This is a genomic window from Streptomyces daghestanicus, assembly GCF_020521275.1.
GTDB classification, from domain to species: Bacteria; Actinomycetota; Actinomycetes; order Streptomycetales; family Streptomycetaceae; genus Streptomyces; species Streptomyces griseoviridis.
This window is the reverse complement of sequence record NZ_BNDX01000016.1, coordinates 530,694-546,452: the sequence shown is the minus strand read 5'-3', so window position 1 is coordinate 546,452 and position 15,759 is coordinate 530,694. Positions and strand designations below refer to the sequence as shown.

The window sequence follows — 15,759 nt, the reverse complement described above, 5'->3', positions numbered from 1 at the left end:
CACCCCACCACCCGGCACACCCGGCACCCCCGCCGTTCCCGCCCCCGGCCCCGCGGTCGGCACCCCGCCCCGCACCCCCGCGGACGACCGTCCGATCACCCGCACCCCACCCCCCACCCCCGTCGGCCACGCCCCGGTGGCCGGTGGCGCGGGGGCCTCCTCCGGGTTCACGGAGGACGGCAGGCACAGCGAGCGCAGGGAGTCCGTCCACTCGTGACCGCGGAAAGCACCGTCCCCAGCCCCGCCGGACAGCCGGACCTCGGCGGCTCCCCCGTGTCGGTCCTGCCGCCACGGACGAGCCCGGCCCCGCTCCCCTTCCCCGCCGGGCGCCCGGCGCCCCCGGCGTCCCCGGCCCCCTCGCCGCTGCCGCTGCTCCTCGCGGACACGGTCGGCGCGCTGACCGGCGCCCTGGCCCTCGTCGGCGTGGCCCGGCCGCCGCTGTCCGCGGCGCTGCTGGTGGCCTTCTCCCTGCTGCTGCGGCCGTCCGGGGGCGGGCCGGCGCCGGGCGCCGGGCAGCTGCCGGGCGTGCTGGACGAACTGCCCGCCCTGGGCGCCCGGACCGCGGTGGCCTGGCTGGCGCTGGCGGCGCTGGCGGCGGCGTACGACCCGCGGCACGCGCTGGCCGCGCCAGTGCTGCTGCTGGGGTTCGCCGCGCAGACGGCGGCGGGGTGCGCGGCGCGCGGCGCGGTGCGCCACCGGCGGCGCCGGGCGCTGCGCGCGCGGCCGCGGGCGGCGCTGGTCGTGGGGCCGGCCGCGACCGCGCGGCAGGTGGCCGCCGCGCTGCTGCGCGACCGGACGTGCGGGGTGCGGCCGGTCGGGATCGTCACCGACGCGCCGGACGGCGGCGAGGGGCCGCCGGTGCTGTCGCCGGGCGACGAGGCCCTCCGGGCGGTGGTCCGGGACGGCGTACGGGACGTCCTCGTGGTGCGTCCCGTGCGGCAGGGCCCGTCGCTGCGGGCGCTGGCCGAGTCGGGGTGCGCGGTGTGGGAGCTGGACGCGGAACCGCCGGGGGCGCCGGCCCCGCACGGGTGGCAGCGGCTGGCCGGATTCCGGTGCCGGCGGCTGTCGTACGGCGGCACGCGGACCGGCGGCGCGCGGAAGCGGGCGCTGGACGTGACCGTCTCCGGGGCGCTGTTGCTGCTGGCCGGTCCGCTGCTGCTGGCCTGCGCGGCGGGGCTGCGGGTCAGCGCCGGTCCCGGTGTCCTCTTCCGGCAGGAGCGCGTCGGCCGGCACGGACGGCCGTTCACGCTGCTGAAGTTCCGCACCCACCGCCCGGCCGACGCGCACGAGGCGGCGACCCGGTGGAGCGTGGCCGACGAACAGCGGATGCCGCGCTTCTGCCGCTTCCTGCGGCGGACCTCGCTGGACGAGCTGCCGCAGCTCTGGAACGTCTTCCGGGGCGACATGAGCCTGGTCGGCCCCCGCCCCGAACGCCCCTACTTCGTGGCGCAGTTCAGCCAGAGCCACCCGGGGTACGCGGCCCGGCACCGGATGCCCGTGGGGCTGACCGGGCTCGCCCAGGTCAAGGGGCTGCGCGGGGACACCTCGATCGAGGACCGGGCCCGGCACGACAACGCCTACATCGACGACTGGTCGCTCTGGCGGGACGTGTGCATCCTGCTGCGCACGGCCGTCGCGCTCGTGCGTCCCACGGGGAGCTGAGCCGGTGAGCCTCGCCCTGCCCCGCGCCGCCGTCCCGCCGTGGAAGGTCCCGCCGGCGGCCGCCGTGGTGGCCGTCGTCGCGCTGCTGGCCGTGCCGCCGGGGCCGGCCGCCGGCGGGAGCGGCGCGCATCCGGCCGACGCGGTGTCGGCGCTGGTGGTGCTGTACTGCGCGGCCCGGCTGGTACGGGAGCGGCGGCGCCCGCTGTCCCGTACCGCCACCGTGGTGCTGGGGCTGCCGGTCCTGGGGCTCGCGGTCGCGGCGGCGGGCGCCGCGTCGCCGGGGGCGGCGCTGGGCGGGCTCGGACGCTACCTCCAGGTCTTCGTGCTGGTCCCGGCGGCGGTGGTGCTGCTGGCGCGGGGGCCGGGTGACGTACGGCTGCTGGCGTGGGCGTGCACCGGGCTGGCGCTGTACCAGGGGGCGGTCGGCACGCACCAGTACGTCACCGGGACGGGCGCCTCGTACCAGGGGGAACAGGTGCGGGCGGTGGGGACCTTCGGGGCGCAGGACGTGATGGGGATGGCGACCGTGGTGTCGCTGGGACTGGTGTGCGCGGTGGGGCTGGCGCTGGGCCGGGGGCCGGTGCGGGAACGGGCGGTCGCGGCCGGGTGCGCGGTGGCGCTGCTGGCGCCGCTCGCGTTCTCCTTCAGCCGGGGCGCGTGGATCGCCACCGCGGTGGCCTGTGCGGCCCAGTTGCTGCTCGCCGGCGTGCGGCGGGCGCTGGCGGTGGGGGCGGCGCTGCTCGCGGCGGGGGTGGTGCTGGTCGGCGGGTTCGGGGTGGGGACGGCGATGCTCCAGGAGCGGGTCGGCAGCATCGCCCAGGTCGCGGACGCGCCCGACCGGTCGGTGACGGACCGGTACACGATGTGGTCGGCGGCGGCCGGCATGTGGCGGGAGCGGCCGGTGACCGGGGTGGGGCTCAAGGGTTTCCCCGCCGAGCGGGACTCGCACGCCTCGCTGGCGCTGTCCTCGGGCAGTGAGACGGACGGCGCGGGCGCCGGGTACGTACGGCAGCCGCTGCTCTCCCCGCACAACATGTACCTGCTGGTCCTCGCCGAGCAGGGCCTGCTGGGGCTGACGGCCCTGGCCGGGAGCTGGCTGGCGCTGCTGGCGCTGGGGCTGCGCCGGCTGCGGCCGGCACGGCGGCGCGGAACCGGGGCGGGTGCCGGTGCCGCCGGGTCCCCGCCGTGCGCCGGTCTGGTCGCCTGCGGGCTGCTGGTGTGGCAGCTGACGGACTTCGCCTACGCCGACATCGGCGGCCCCTCGACCGTGCTGACGGCCGTCTCCCTCGGCCTCGCGGCCCACTGGGCGCTGGCTGCCGGGGAGGACGCCCGATGACGGCCGCTGCGGCCGATGCCGCGCCCGCCGACGCTCCCGCACCGCCGGAGGCACCCCCCGCCGGCCGCGTCCTCGCGCGGGCCGCCGTCGTCACCGCCGTGCTCTCGGTCGCCGGGTCGGTGCTGGGGCTGGTCCGGGACCAGGCGCTGGCGCGGCTGTTCGGGGCCGGGAGCGGGACGGACGCCTTCCTGGTGGCGTGGACCGTCCCGGAGTTCGCGGCCACCCTGCTGATCGAGGAGGGGCTGGCCTTCGCGCTGGTCCCGATGTTCAGCCTGGCGCTGGCCCGGCGGGCGGCGGGCGCGCCCGGCGATCCGGTGCGCTCGCTGGTCGCCGCCACCCTGCCCCGGCTGGCGCTGGCCTGTGCGGCGGCCGGCGCGCTGATCGCCGCAGTGGCGTCGCCGCTGGTCCGGCTCCTGGCTCCCGGCCTGTCCGAGCACGCCCTCGCGGTGGACTGCACCCGCCTCACCGCCACCTGCGTCCTGAGCTTCGGACTGGCCGGCTACTGCAGCGCGGCCCTGCGCGCGCACCGGCTCTTCCCGGTGCCGGCGGCGATCTACGTGGCGTACAACACCGGCATCATCGCGACGATGGTCCTGGGCGCCGGGGCGTGGGGGGTGCGCGCGGCGGCGGCCGGGGTCGCGGTGGGCGGCTGTCTGATGGTGGCCGTCCAACTGCCCTCGCTGGTGGGCCGGCTGCGCCGCCGGGGCGAGGACGGCGAGGCCGCCGGTGCCGTCGCCGATGGCGCCCGGGCCGCCGCCCTCGGCCTCGTGGCGACCGTGCTGCTGTTCGCGCTGTGCCGGCAGGCGCAGGTCGTCGTCGAGCGCTTCCTCGCCTCGGGGCTGTCCGCGGGTGCCATCTCCCACCTGAACTACGCGCAGAAGGTGGCGCAAATCCCGATGACGCTGTCGCTGATGCTGTGCACGGTCACCTACCCGGTGGTGGCGCGGGCGCTGGCCGACGGCGACACCGCGCGGGCCCGCGCCCGGGTGGAACGGGACGTGGCCGTGGCCGCCGCCCTGGTGCTGCTGGGCGCCGCCGTGGTCGTCGCCTGCGCCCCGCGGCTCCTCGGGCTGCTCTTCGAGCGGGGCGCGTTCACGGCCGCGGACACGGCGGCGACCAGCGCGGTCATGCGCGTCTACGCCCTCGGGCTGCTCGGCCAGACCGTGGTGGGCGCGCTGGCCCGGTCCTACTTCTGCGCCGGGCGGGCCAGCTGGTACCCGCTCGCCGCGATGGCCGCCGGCCTCGCCGTCACCGCCGGGGCCGGCGCGGCACTGGCCGGCGTGTGGGGCGCGGTGGGCCTCGCCGCCGCCAACGCCGCCGGCATCACCGTGACCGCCGCCCTGCTGCTGGCCGGGCTGGGCCCGCGCAGCGTCCCCGTCCGCGTCCGGCGGGTCCTGCTGGACCTGGCCCGTCCGGTCCCGGCGGCCGGCGCGGCGGCGGGCGCGGGCGCCTGGGCCGCGGCCCGGGTCCCGGCCTCCTCCCCCGCTCTCGCCCTCGCCGCCGGCGCGGCGGTCTCCGCCGGCGTCTTCGTCCTGTCCGGCCGGGCCCTGGGCGTCCAGGGCCTGACCGGCGCCCCCGCGTCCGTCCTCGCATCCGTCCGCTCCCTTCCCCGGAGGCACCGCCATGGCCGCATCCGCAGCAACCGCCGCTTCCGTCCCCGCCGCTGACGCCCCCGCCGGCGCGGGCGCCCGTACCGCGTCCGTGCCCTGGGTGGCGATGTACCACTCCGTCGACGACTGCCGGGACGACCCGTACGGCGTCACCGTCACGCCCGCCCGGCTGGACGCGCAGCTCGGCTGGCTGCGCCGGCGCGGGCTGCGCGGCGTGTCCGTGGCCGAGCTGCTGGCCGCCCGCGCCCGGGGCACGGCCCGCGGTCTGGTCGGGCTGACCTTCGACGACGGCTACGCCGACTTCACCGAGCACGCCCTGCCGCTGCTGCGCCGCTGGGGCTGCGGCGCCACCCTGTACGTCCTCGCCGGGCGGCTCGGCGGCGACAACGCCTGGGACGAACTCGGCCCGCGCAAGCCGCTGCTGACCGCCGACGGGGTCCGCCGGGCCGCCGCCGAGGGCGTGGAGATCGGCTCGCACGGCCTCACCCACACCGACCTGACCCGGGCCGGCGACCGCGCCCTGCGCGCCGAGACCGCCGCCAGCCGGAACCGGCTGACCGAGCTGACCGGCACCGCGGTGACCGGCTTCTGCTACCCGTACGGCAGGGTCGACGCCCGCGCGGTGGACGCCGTGCGGGCCGCCGGGTACGGGTACGCCTGCGCCGTCGACCCCGGCCCGCTGACCGGCCCGTACGCCCTGCCGCGGGTGCACATCGGGCAGCGCGACACGGCCGTGCGGCTGCTGCTGAAGACCCGGCTGCACCGGCTGCGGCGGCGTCCCGCGGCGGGGGTGTGACATGGGCGGCGACGTGAGGGTGCTGCACATCATCACCGGCCTCGGCACCGGCGGCGCCGAGCAGCAGCTGCGGCTGCTGCTGCGCCATCTGCCGGTCCGCTGCGACGTCGTGACGCTGGAGAACCCCGGCGCGGTCGCCGACGGGCTGCGCGCCGACGGGGTGCGCGTGGTCCACCTCGGCATGGCCGGCAACCGGGACCTGTCCGCGCTGCCCCGGCTGACCCGGCTGATCCGGGCCGGCGGCTACGACCTGGTCCACACCCACCTCTACCGGGCCTGCCTCTACGGCCGGCTCGCCGCCCGCCTCGCCGGGGTCCGCGCGGTCGTCGCCACCGAGCACTCCCTCGGCGACACCCGGATCGAGGGCCGCCGCCTGTCCCCGGGCGTCCGGGCGCTGTACCGGGCCGGGGAGCGGCTCGGCAGCGCCACCGTCGCGGTCTCCCCCACGGTCGCCGCCCGGCTCGCCCGCTGGGGCGTACCCGCCTCCCGCGTCCACGTCGTCCCCAACGGCATCGATCTGGAACGGTTCCGCTTCGACCCGGTCGCCCGGCACCGCACCCGCCGCCGGCTGGGGCTGCCGGAGGACGCGTACGTCGTCGGCGGCGTCGGCCGGCTGGTCGGCGGCAAGCGGTTCGGCGTCCTCGTCCGGGCCCTGGCCCTGCTCCCCGAGGACTGCTGGCTGCTGCTGGTCGGCGGCGGCCCCGAGGAGCACGCGCTGCGCCGCGCCGCGCACGCCGCCGGGGTGGCCGACCGTGTCCTGCTCGCCGGGGAACGCCCTTACGTCCCCGACGGCTCCCCCGGCCCGGACCTGCCCGCCCTGCTCTGCGCGATGGACGCGCTCGCCGCGCCGTCCCCGGAGGAGGCGTTCGGGCTCGCGGTGGTGGAGGGGCTGGCGGCGGGGCTGCCCGTGGCGTACGCCTCCTGCCCGGCCGTCGAGGACCTGCCGCCGGGCGCGGCGCCGCTGGCCCGCCGGGTGCGCGGCGGCGAGGCGGAGTTCGCCGCGGCCCTGGCCGGGCTGCGGGCGCTCGGCCCCGGCCCGCGCACCGCCCCGCCGGCCGCCCGGCACTACTGCGTCACGCGCGCCGCCGACCGGCTGGCCGGCCTCTACGCCGGCCTCCTCGCCCGCCCCTCGTCCCCCGCCGCCCGCCCCGCGCCCCAGGAGGTCAGCCCCGTATGACCGAGCACCTGTCCGAGGACCGTTCCGCGCCCGGTGCCGCCGCCGGGGCCGGGCGCCGGCGGCCCGCCGCCGTCCGGTCCCGCCTCCGCGCCCTGCCCCCCTGGTCGCTGCTGGTCGCCGGCGCGCTCGCCGGCGGCCTCGCGGGCGGCGCGTACGGACTGGTCCGGACCCCGCAGTACACGGCCACCAGCTATGTCGTCGCCGTCCCCGGCAAGGGCTCCGACCCGGCCGCCGCGCTGGGTTTCGCCCAGGCCTACGGCCGGGTCGCCACCCAGCTCGCCGTGCTCGGGGACGCCCAGGTGTGGGCGGGAGTGCCGGTGGCGACACTGCGGGCGAGCGTACGGGCCGAGACCTCGCCGGACGCCCCGATGGTCTCCGTCAGCGCCACCTCCGCCCGCCCGGACCTGGCCGCCGACATGGCCGACGCCGTCACCCGCGCCCTGACCCGGCACGCCAGGGACTCCGCCGCCGGCACCCGGGTCACCCTGCGCCGGTTCGCCCGCGCCACCGAGCCCGCCGAGCCGTCGACGGCCTCGCCCGCGGTGACCGGCCTGGTCGGGCTGAGCGCGGGCGGCCTGCTGGGCGGCCTGGCGCTGCTGGTCCGCCCGCGCCGGACCGCCGGGGACCCGCCGGGCCGGGAGCCGGCCGCCGTCCCCGGGCCCTCCCCCGCCCCGGCCGCCGCCGGCGTCCGCGCACCGCGGTGACGTACACGACGGAGCTGGTCACCGACGGGCGCGTGTTCGCCGGGCTGGCCGACGAGTGGGGGCGGCTGTACCGGCGGTGCGCGGCGGCCACCCCGTTCCAGAGCCACGCCTGGCTGTACGCCTGGTGGCGCTCGTACGGCCGCCCCGGCCGGCTGCGGCTGGTCCTCGTCCACGACGGCCGGGACCTCGTGGGCGCGGCCCCGCTGACCCTGGTGTCGCGGCCGGTGCCCGCGCTGGTGCCGCTGGGCGGCGCGGTCTCGGACTACGGGGACGTCCTGCTGGACGACGAGCGGGGCCCGCGCGCGGCGGCGGCGCTCACCGCCGGGCTGGCCTCGGCCGCGCGCACCGCGCTGATCGACCTGCGCGAGGTGCGGCCCGGCGGCGCCGCCGAACGGGTCTACGAGCGGTGGCGCGGTCCGCGTCGCCGGGTGGCCGACTCCCTCTGCCTGGAGCTGCCCGCCGTCCCCCTGGACGAACTGACCGCCCGGCTGCCCTCCGGCAAGGCCCGGCAGCGGGTGCGCGCCAAGCTGCGCCGGCTGGACGCGCTCGGCGTCAAGAGCCGGCCCGTGCTGCCCGAGGAGACGGACGCGGCGCTGTGCCGGCTGCTGGAGCTGCACCGGCTCCAGTGGCAGGGCCGGAAGGTGACGGCCGAGCACCTGCGGCCCCGGTTCCGGGAGCACCTGGTGCGGGCGGTGGGGCCGATGGTGCGGTCGGGGGACGCGGTGGTGACCGAGTTCCGGCTGGACGACGAGGTGGTGGCGGTCGACGTGACGCTGCTGTCGCGGCGGCTGGCCGGCGGCTACCTCTACGGCGCCCACCCCCGGCTGCGGGAGAGCCGTGCCGATGTCGCGGCGATGCTGCTGGCCGCGAGTGCCGAGCAGGTGTGCGCCGGGGAGCGGGAGGTGCTGAGCCTGCTGCGCGGCGACGAGCCGTACAAGCGGCACTGGCGCCCGGAGCCGGTGGTCAACGGGCGGCTGCTGCTGGCCCGGCGGCGCACCGCGCCCCTGCTGGCGGCGGCCCTGGCCGACCTGGCGGCGCGGCGCCGGGTCAAGGAGCTGCGCCGCCGGTGGAGGGAGCGCCACGGTGCCGGCGGCCGGTGACCGCCGGGCCGGGGCGCTACCGGGTCCGCGCCCACCGGTCCGGGCCCGGGCACCGCTTCCCGCCGAGCCACTGCACGATCCAGTGGTCGAGGCCGAGCGCCGGGCACCCGCCCGGCGGCTCCCGCCGCGGGTCCGGCTCGGCCGGCGACGGTGCGGTGGGCACGGGCGTGGGCGTGGGCGTGGGCGCGGGCCGCTGCGGCCCGGGGGTCTCCGCGTCGGCGCGGCCGGACAGCACGGACCGGTAGACCTCGGCGGCGCGGGGGTTCTCGTCGCACTGCCAGACGCCGTGCGGGCAGTAGTCGGTGAGCGTGTGGTACAACGCCCCGTGCTCCTCCATCCAGGCCAGCATCCGCCGCATGTACGCGGCGTTGTCGCCGTTGCGGAACAGCCCCCACTCCGGGTACGAGACGGGCTTGCCGTGGGCGCGCGCGAAGTCGACGTGCGCCTGGAGCCCGTACGGCTCGCTGACCTGCTCCTCGAAGGGCATGCCGTGTGGCTGGTCGTAGGCGTCCATGCCGACGATGTCGACGGTGTCGTCGCCGGGGTAGCAGTCGGTCCAGGGCACGGCGTCCCGGCCCCGGCTCGGCGCGAAGTCGAAGCGGAACCGCTGGCCCGGCACCGCGCGCATCGCCGTGACGATGCGGTTCCAGTACGCCTTCCACGCCTCGGGGTCGGGCCCGCAGCGGTGGGTGTACGTGGTGCCGTTCATCTCCCAGCCGAGGACCAGCACGGTGTCCGGGACGCCGAGGGCGACCAGCCGTTCGGCCAGCCGCCGGAAGGGGTGGTCGAAGTCGCCGGTGGCGCCCCGGCGCAGCAGCTCGCGCACCTCGTCGTCGTCGAGCCCTTCCTCGTTGCGCTCCAGCATGGGCACGTTGAGGACGAGCATCCGGTCGGCCTGCCCGTTCCGCCAGTCGGCCCACACGTCGAGGAAGCCGGGGGCGCCCTCGATGTTGCTCCAGCGGTCGCCGGGCAGATAGGTGTGGCCGACGCGCAGCCGGGTGCCGCCGAGCCAGTCGCTCAGCTCCGCCGTCCGCGCCACCCCGAGCGGCCCGTAGTCGAGGTAGGCGCCGAAGGCGGGGGCGGCGGGCGGCTGCGCGGAGGGGGCGGAGGACGGTGCCGGGGACGGCTCGGGCGCCGGAGGGACCGAGGGCGCCGCCGGGGCCGGGGGCGCCGTCGAGGACGGAGGTGCCGCCGAGGACGGGGGTGCCGCCGGGGCCGGGGACGCCGCGGCCGGGTCGTCGGCGGCCTGTCCGGGGGCCGTCGCCGCGAGGACGGCGGAGACCGCCACCGCCGCCGCGAGCCATGCCGGGCGCCGCCCGGCACGGAGGACCCGTGACTGCTCTGGAGACATGCCGGCTCCCTCTCTCCGCGCGTTCCGGGGCTGCTCCCGCTACTGACAGCCAGTCATATGAAGGTGCGTCACGCCACCCCCGCTACGGCGTTCGAGTGTTCCGCCGGCCCGCACCGGTGACCCGATCCGAAGGACAACCATCCGTGTCGCTGTTCGACGTCCGCGTCCCCGCCGTCCTGCTGCGGACCGACCGCAACCCCTTCCACCACGGCACGCTGGGCGCCGTGCGCTCGCTCGGCCGGGCGGGCCTGGAGGCGCACGTGGTCGCCGACTGCGCGGGCAGCCCGGTGGCCGCCTCCCGCCACCTCGCCGCGCTGCACGCCCCGCCGGCGCCCGGCGCCGGTCCGGCCGAGGTCGCGGCCGTCCTCGGCCGGGTCGCGGCGCGGATCGGCCGGCCCGCCGTGCTGATCCCGCTGGACGACGCCGGCGCCGTCGCGGTGGACCGGGTCCGGGCCGCGCTGACGCCCGGTTTCCTGCTGCCGGCGCCGCCCGCCGGGCTGCCCGAGCGGGTCGCCGACAAGGCCGAACTGGCGCTGCTCTGTGCCGCGCTGGGCGTGCCGCATCCGCGCACCCTGGTCCCGGACGGGCCGGCGGAGGCGGCGCGGGCGGTGGCGCGGCTGGGGCTGCCGGCGGTGGCGAAGTGGAGCCGGCCCTGGCTGCTGCCGCCGGGCGGCGGGCTGCGCAGCACGGTGCTGGTGGGCTCGGCACGGCAGGCCCGTGAGCTGTGTCTGCGGGCCGGCGAGGCGGGCAGCCGGCTGCTGCTCCAGGCGTACCTGCCGTCGGGCCGGGACCGGGACTGGTTCTTCCACGGGTACGCCGATCGGGGCGGCGCGCTCCGAGCGGGCGGCGCGGGCCGCAAGACGCGGGCCAGGCCGCGCGGCGCCGGGCTCACCGCGGCCGGCCGGTGGACGCCGAACCCGCGGCTGCGGGCGCTGGCCGAACGGCTCGTCGGCGAGCTGGGCTACCGGGGCGTCCTCGACCTGGACTTCCGGTGCTGCGGCACGAGCGGCGACTACCACCTGCTGGACTTCAACCCCCGGCCCGGCGCCCAGTTCCGCCTGTTCACGGACAGCGCGGGGCTGGACGTCGTACGCGCCCTCCACCTGGACCTCACCGGGCGGGCGGTGCCGACGGGGGCGCCGCGGCCGGGGCGGATGTTCGTGGTGGAGAACTACGCGCCGCTGACCGCGCTGCGGCCGGTGCGCGGCGGGCGGGAGCTGGCCTGGCACGCGGCGGACGACCCGGGGCCCGGACGGGCGCTGTGGGGGCTGTGGGGCCGGCACGCGGCGGGCCGGCTGCTCGGGCGGCCCCGTCCGGTGGCGACGGAGGCGGCGGACGGGCGGGCCGCGCGGCGGCGGACGGCACGGGTGCCGGGCCAGGCCGGGGCCGTCCGAACCGACGGGACGCTGCGACGACGAGCGGGCGGGCCGCCGCTGAGCCCGGACACGGCACCGCGGGTGCCGGACGCGTGAGCGCCCGGCACCCGCAGGGTGGACGGCCCTGGATGGCTCAGCGCCGGGACGCGGTCCGGCTGCGGCGGTACAGGACGGCGCCCGCGGCGATCAGCGCGGCGGAGCCGGCCGCGGCGCCCGCGAGGGCGTCGCCGTGGCTGCCGGTCTCGGCCAGCGCCGGCGGGTGCTCGGTGTCAATGGCGGGCGGCGCCTCCTCCTCGGCGGGCGGCGGGGTGTGGTGCGCGGGCGGCGGCGTGTGGTGCTGCGGCGGCGGGGTGTGGTGCTCCGGCGGCGGCGTGTGGTGCGTCGGCGGTGGGGTGTGCGGCGGCTCCTCGTGGCCGTAGCCGGGCGGTGGCGGGGTCTTGTCGTCGCCGCCGTTCTCGCAGGAGTTGCCGAACGCGGGGTTCAGGGCCGCGATCACGTCGACGGTGTTGCCGCAGGCGTTGACCGGGATGTCGACCGGGACCTGGGCGTTGTTGCCGGAGCCGACGCCGGGCGAGCCCACGGCGTGGCCCTGCGCGGCGGCGCCGTCGGGGCCGGAGTGACCGCCGTGACCGCCGTGGCCGGCGGACGGCCCGTCGTGGCCGTATCCGCCGTGTCCGTGCCCCTGGTCGTCCGCGCCGGTGTTGGCGCAGGCGTTGCCGAACGCGGGGTTCAGGGCCGCGATCACGTCGACGGTGTTGCCGCAGGCGTTGACCGGGATGTCGATCGGCACCTGGACGGCGTTGCCGGACACCACGCCCGGCGAGTCCTTGGCGGCCCCGTCCGCCTGCGAGTCGGCAAGGGCGGGGCTGCCGCACAGGGACAGAACACTCGTCGCGGCGGCTGCCACGACCATTCCCCTGCTCAGGGTCTGTCGCACTCTCGTTCGTCTTCCTGCTTGGAGAAAGTGGGAAAAGGCCGGCCCCGGAGCCAATCGAGTTGGCCAGGGCCGGCCGTGACGCAGCCGGACGGCTGGTGCGCGAGCGACGTCAGTCGTTCACGCACTTGTTGCCGAACGCCGGGTTCAGCAGACCGACGACGTTGATGGTGTTGCCGCACACGTTGACGGGAACGTGCACGGGAACCTGCACCACGTTGCCGGACAGGACGCCCGGGGACTTGACCGCGGCACCTTCGGCACCCGCGTCGGCGAAAGCCGGGGCGGCACCGCCGAAGGCCAGGATGGCGCCTGCGACGACAGCAGCGCTCTTCTTCATGAACTTTCCCTTCTCTGCGGTCATGACTGAGTGTCGGCTCGAAAGCCGTGCGAGCACAGCATTGACGGCTCGCACCATGACCAGCAGCCTGCAAACGAGGAATTGACGGCCGGAGAAACTGCGGAACGTGTACGCCGGGGGTATTCACTCGAATGCCCCGGAACGCGGTTCGGCCGTACGTCCATCAGAGCGATGGCGTCGTGTTTCCGCGCACCCGGAATTCAGGCCGGGCACGGCCGGGCGGCCCACGGGGAAGTCAGCGGGCCGCCCGGACCGGGCGGGATACGGCTCAGCGACCCTCGCCGTTGGCCGAGAGGACCGACAGGTCCTCCAGGATGTGCGAGAGGGCGCCGTCGCGCTTGGCCTGCGTGGAGTTGTCGCTGCACTGCTGGGCCAGGTCGTCCGAGAGGATCGGCACGTCCTGGATCGGCACGAGGTTGATGACGGCGACGTTGATGTCCTCCAGGGCCGCGCACGGCTTGTTCAGCGAGCCGTCGACGAGCGAGAGCTGCGGGCTCATGTCGCCCTTGGTCGAGGAGTTGCCGAACTTGCTGGAGGAGCCGTTGCCGTTGGCGACGGCCGGGCCGTTGTCGTCCCCGATGGCAAGCGCCTGGGGAGCAGCCGCCACCGACATACCGATGACAGAAGCGGCGGCCGCCGCGGCGACCATTGCCTTCTTGAGCACTTCGCGTTCCTTTCCTCGTAGCGACGCACTGTCCTACGGCCTCATCAACCCGGCGGGAGATGAATGGTTTCGGGCGTTCACCCGGTTGGCCCGCACGGGTTCCGGAAAGGCCAAGGCAGGGGCGCCGCGGGAGAAGATCGCATAAACAGCCGGGTGTGGGCCACAGGGGTGAACGGGAGAAACCCCGCCGTAGGCGTGAAGTTGACCAGGGGGCTCCGGTGGTCGGGGTTTCCTCAGAAAGGACTGTCAGTGATCAAGAAGGTTTTCGCCTCCGCAGCGATCGCCGCTTCCGTCATCGGTGCCTCCGCTGCCACGGCTCCGCAGGCGATGGCGATCGGCGACGACAGCGGTCCGGCCGTCGCCAACGGCAACGGCGCCGCCCAGTACTTCGGCAACTCGGCGACCTACGGCAACATGAGCCCGCAGATGGCGCTCATCCAGGGCTCCTTCAACAAGCCCTGCCTCGCGCTGGAGGACATCAACGTCCCGATCGTGAACATCGTCTCGCTCCAGGACGTCCCGATCCTGTCGGACGACATGAACCAGCAGTGCGCCGAGAACTCCACGCAGACCAAGCGCGACGGCGCGCTGGCCCACCTGCTGGAGGACGTGTCGATCCTGTCGGCCAACGGCGAGGGCTGAGCACCGCGCCGAGGGGCGGGACACCGGCCGGCGGCCGGGGTCCCGCCCCTTTCGCATGGGGGGATCAGGGGCGGGGGGCGTACAGCGCCTCTATCTCATGGGCGTAGGCCGCCGTCGCCGCCTGCCGTTTCACCTTCAGCGACGGGGTGAGCAGCCCGTTCTCCTCGGTGAACTCGCCGTCGATCAGGCGCCAGGCGCGGATGGACTCGGCACGGGAGACGGCCTCGTTGGCGTGGTCGACGGCGCGCTGGACGTCGGCGCGCAGCCGTTCGTCGCGGGCCAGCTCCGCCGGTGGGGTGTCGGCGGGGAGCTTCCGTACCGCCAGCCAGTGGGCGACGGCGTCCGGGTCGAGGGTGATCAGGGCGCCGACGTAGGGGCGGTTGTCGCCGACGACGAGGCACTGGCCGATCGGCGGGCGGCTGCGCAGGCGGTCCTCCAGGACGGCCGGGGAGACGTTCTTGCCGCCGGAGGTGACCAGAAGGTCCTTCTTGCGGCCGGTGATGGTCAGGTAGCCGTCCCGGTCGAGGGCGCCGAGGTCGCCGGTGGCGAACCAGCCGCCGGCCAGGGCCTCGGCGGTGGCCCGCGGGTCGCCCCGGTAGGAGCCGAAGACGATGCCGCCGGCGACCTGCACCTCGCCGTCGTCGGCGATGCGGACGCGGGTGCCGGGGACGGGCCGGCCGACGGTGCCGGGGCGGGGCTCCAGGGGCGGGACGACGGTGGCGGCGGCGGTGGTCTCGGTGAGGCCGTAGCCCTCGTAGATCATGATGCCGGCGGCGTAGAAGAACAGGTTGAGGTCGCGTGCCAGGGGGGAGCCGCCGCTGATGGCGTAGCGCAGCCGGCCGCCCAGTTCCTTGCGGACACGGCGGTAGACCAGCAGGTCGTACAGGGCCCAGGCGGCCCGGAGGCCGGGGCCGGGGCCCTTGCCGCGGCCGAGGAAGTGGTTCAGATGGGCCTCGCCGAAGCGGACGGCGACACGGTGCGCGCGGTCGAAGGAGGCGCCGCGGCCGAGCTTCTCGGCGGTGGCCCGGCCGGTGTCGTGGATCTTCTCGAAGAGGTACGGGACGCCGACCAGGAAGGTCGGGCGGAAGGACTTGAGGGCGGGGCGGAGCTCGGCCGGTCTGATGCTGGGGAAGTGGCCGACCTCGATGCGGGCCAGCAGGCAGGCGATCTGGAGGGTGCGGCCCAGGATGTGGGCGAGGGGGAGGAAGAGGAGCGTGGAGGCGGTCTGGCCGGTGACGGCCTTGAAGACGGGGTGCAGCAGCTCGACCGTGTTGGCGGCTTCGGCGTGCAGGTTGGCGTGGGTGAGGACGCAGCCCTTGGGACGGCCGGTGGTGCCGGAGGTGTAGCAGAGGGTCGCCGCGGTGTCCGGGGTGAGGGCGGCGCGGCGTTTGGCGACCTCCTCGTCCGGGACCCCGGCGCCGAGGGCGGTGAGGTCGGCGAGGGCGCCGGCGTCCAGTTCCCAGACTCGGGGGCGGTCGGGGTGGTCCGCGGTGGCGGCGGCGGCCGTGGCCGTGTGCGCGGCGGTCTCGGTGACGAGGTGCCGGGCGCCGGAGTCGCGGACGATCCACTCGACCTGGTCGGCGGAGGAGGTGGCGTAGACGGGGACGGTCTGGCCGCCGGCCGCCCAGATCGCGAAGTCCAGGACGGCCCACTCGTAGCGGGTGCGGGACATCACGGCGACCCGGCCGCCCGGTTCCAGGCCGGCCGCGATCAGGCCCTTGGCGACGGCGGTGACCTCGCGGGCGAACTGCGCCGCGGTCACCGGCCGCCAGCCGTCGCCGGCCGGGCGGCGCAGGACGACGGCGCCGGGGGCCTCCTCGGCGTTGGTGAACGGGATGTCGGCGGTGGAGCCGGTGGCCGGGGGCGGCACCAGGGGCTCGGTGCGGACCTCGCGCACCGCCCCGGAGCCGTCCCTGACCAGCTCGACCCGGGCGCGGGCGGCCAGGTCGGTGCGGCGTGCGGCCCGTTTCAGATCCTTGCGTACGCCCATGGCGGCTCCCGGTGCGAGGCGGCTCGGCTTTCTTACTCACGAGTCAACTTACCCGC

The 15,759-nt window shown here is 77.1% G+C and carries 14 protein-coding genes; 9 read left to right on the top strand and 5 right to left on the bottom strand.

The features are described 5' to 3' along the window. The first annotated feature begins 213 nt into the window (after nucleotides 1–213). From Sdagh_RS29185 to Sdagh_RS29155, 7 genes are read left to right on the top strand one after another with little or no spacing between them, the layout of a single operon-like run. Complete coding sequence (locus tag Sdagh_RS29185) at nucleotides 214–1,662, top strand: exopolysaccharide biosynthesis polyprenyl glycosylphosphotransferase (RefSeq protein WP_190077210.1); 1,449 nt, start codon at nucleotides 214–216, stop codon at nucleotides 1,660–1,662. 4 nt (nucleotides 1,663–1,666) lie between these two features. Beyond that, a complete protein-coding gene (locus tag Sdagh_RS29180) occupies nucleotides 1,667–2,998 on the top strand; it encodes an O-antigen ligase family protein (protein WP_226535942.1) in 1,332 nt (443 codons plus the stop codon). Continuing rightward, a complete protein-coding gene (locus tag Sdagh_RS29175; protein WP_190077209.1) occupies nucleotides 2,995–4,665 on the top strand; it encodes a lipid II flippase MurJ in 1,671 nt (556 codons plus the stop codon). Before Sdagh_RS29180 ends, Sdagh_RS29175 begins: the two co-directional genes overlap by 4 nt. Before the next feature lie 49 nt (nucleotides 4,666–4,714). After that, entirely contained in the window at nucleotides 4,715–5,404 is a 690-nt protein-coding gene (locus Sdagh_RS29170; RefSeq protein WP_190008251.1) for a polysaccharide deacetylase family protein, read from the top strand. A 13-nt stretch (nucleotides 5,405–5,417) separates the two neighbouring features. After that, nucleotides 5,418–6,581: a glycosyltransferase gene (locus Sdagh_RS29165; RefSeq protein ID WP_370594962.1), complete on the top strand. Its 1,164-nt coding sequence runs from the start codon at nucleotides 5,418–5,420 to the stop codon at nucleotides 6,579–6,581. Continuing rightward, nucleotides 6,578–7,285: a YveK family protein gene (locus tag Sdagh_RS29160; RefSeq protein WP_189412463.1), complete on the top strand. Its 708-nt coding sequence runs from the start codon at nucleotides 6,578–6,580 to the stop codon at nucleotides 7,283–7,285. The genes Sdagh_RS29165 and Sdagh_RS29160 overlap by 4 nt, the downstream gene beginning before the upstream one ends. Beyond that, nucleotides 7,282–8,385 carry a GNAT family N-acetyltransferase gene (locus tag Sdagh_RS29155; protein ID WP_190077208.1) on the top strand — a complete coding sequence of 368 codons (1,104 nt, stop codon included), beginning with the start codon at nucleotides 7,282–7,284 and terminating at the stop codon, nucleotides 8,383–8,385. The genes Sdagh_RS29160 and Sdagh_RS29155 overlap by 4 nt, the downstream gene beginning before the upstream one ends. A gap of 16 nt (nucleotides 8,386–8,401) precedes the next feature. Here Sdagh_RS29155 and Sdagh_RS29150 read toward each other — a convergent pair whose 3' ends face one another. Beyond that, nucleotides 8,402–9,736 carry a glycoside hydrolase family 26 protein gene (locus tag Sdagh_RS29150; protein ID WP_190077207.1) on the bottom strand — a complete coding sequence of 445 codons (1,335 nt, stop codon included), beginning with the start codon at nucleotides 9,734–9,736 and terminating at the stop codon, nucleotides 8,402–8,404. A 143-nt stretch (nucleotides 9,737–9,879) separates the two neighbouring features. Here Sdagh_RS29150 and Sdagh_RS29145 point away from each other — a divergent pair, with 143 nt between their 5' ends. After that, nucleotides 9,880–11,208, top strand: coding sequence for a carboxylate--amine ligase (locus tag Sdagh_RS29145; protein ID WP_226535940.1), 1,329 nt, complete (start codon nucleotides 9,880–9,882; stop codon nucleotides 11,206–11,208). A 37-nt stretch (nucleotides 11,209–11,245) separates the two neighbouring features. On the opposite strand, the gene Sdagh_RS36770 is transcribed toward Sdagh_RS29145, so the two are convergent. The 3 genes from Sdagh_RS36770 to rdlA all read right to left on the bottom strand — a co-directional run bounded on the left by Sdagh_RS36770 (nucleotide 11,246) and on the right by rdlA (nucleotide 13,071). Next, nucleotides 11,246–12,025, bottom strand: coding sequence for a chaplin (locus tag Sdagh_RS36770; protein WP_190077267.1), 780 nt, complete (start codon nucleotides 12,023–12,025; stop codon nucleotides 11,246–11,248). Nucleotides 12,026–12,158: 133 nt separating this feature from the next. Beyond that, entirely contained in the window at nucleotides 12,159–12,386 is a 228-nt protein-coding gene (gene chpD / locus Sdagh_RS29135) for a chaplin ChpD (RefSeq protein WP_189413756.1), read from the bottom strand. A gap of 289 nt (nucleotides 12,387–12,675) precedes the next feature. After that, nucleotides 12,676–13,071 (bottom strand): rodlin RdlA, encoded by a 396-nt coding sequence (gene rdlA / locus Sdagh_RS29130; RefSeq protein WP_189412456.1) that lies wholly within the window; start codon nucleotides 13,069–13,071, stop codon nucleotides 12,676–12,678. Nucleotides 13,072–13,320: 249 nt separating this feature from the next. Here rdlA and Sdagh_RS29125 point away from each other — a divergent pair, with 249 nt between their 5' ends. Next, entirely contained in the window at nucleotides 13,321–13,713 is a 393-nt protein-coding gene (locus tag Sdagh_RS29125) for a rodlin (protein ID WP_189412454.1), read from the top strand. Nucleotides 13,714–13,777: 64 nt separating this feature from the next. On the opposite strand, the gene Sdagh_RS29120 is transcribed toward Sdagh_RS29125, so the two are convergent. Next, nucleotides 13,778–15,703: an AMP-dependent synthetase/ligase gene (locus Sdagh_RS29120; RefSeq protein WP_190077206.1), complete on the bottom strand. Its 1,926-nt coding sequence runs from the start codon at nucleotides 15,701–15,703 to the stop codon at nucleotides 13,778–13,780. Nucleotides 15,704–15,759 lie beyond the last annotated feature (56 nt).

Bases quoted from the DNA above. Each gene is read 5' to 3' on its own strand.
- Sdagh_RS29175 (WP_190077209.1), top strand. From the start codon at position 2,995: ATGACGGCCGCTGCGGCCGATGCCGCGCCCGCCGACGCTCCCGCACCG.
- Sdagh_RS29170 (WP_190008251.1), top strand. From the start codon at position 4,715: ATGTACCACTCCGTCGACGACTGCCGGGACGACCCGTACGGCGTCACC.
- Sdagh_RS29160 (WP_189412463.1), top strand. From the start codon at position 6,578: ATGACCGAGCACCTGTCCGAGGACCGTTCCGCGCCCGGTGCCGCCGCC.
- Sdagh_RS29150 (WP_190077207.1), bottom strand. From the start codon at position 9,736: ATGTCTCCAGAGCAGTCACGGGTCCTCCGTGCCGGGCGGCGCCCGGCA.
- Sdagh_RS36770 (WP_190077267.1), bottom strand. From the start codon at position 12,025: ATGGTCGTGGCAGCCGCCGCGACGAGTGTTCTGTCCCTGTGCGGCAGC.
- chpD (WP_189413756.1), bottom strand. From the start codon at position 12,386: ATGAAGAAGAGCGCTGCTGTCGTCGCAGGCGCCATCCTGGCCTTCGGC.
- Sdagh_RS29120 (WP_190077206.1), bottom strand. From the start codon at position 15,703: ATGGGCGTACGCAAGGATCTGAAACGGGCCGCACGCCGCACCGACCTG.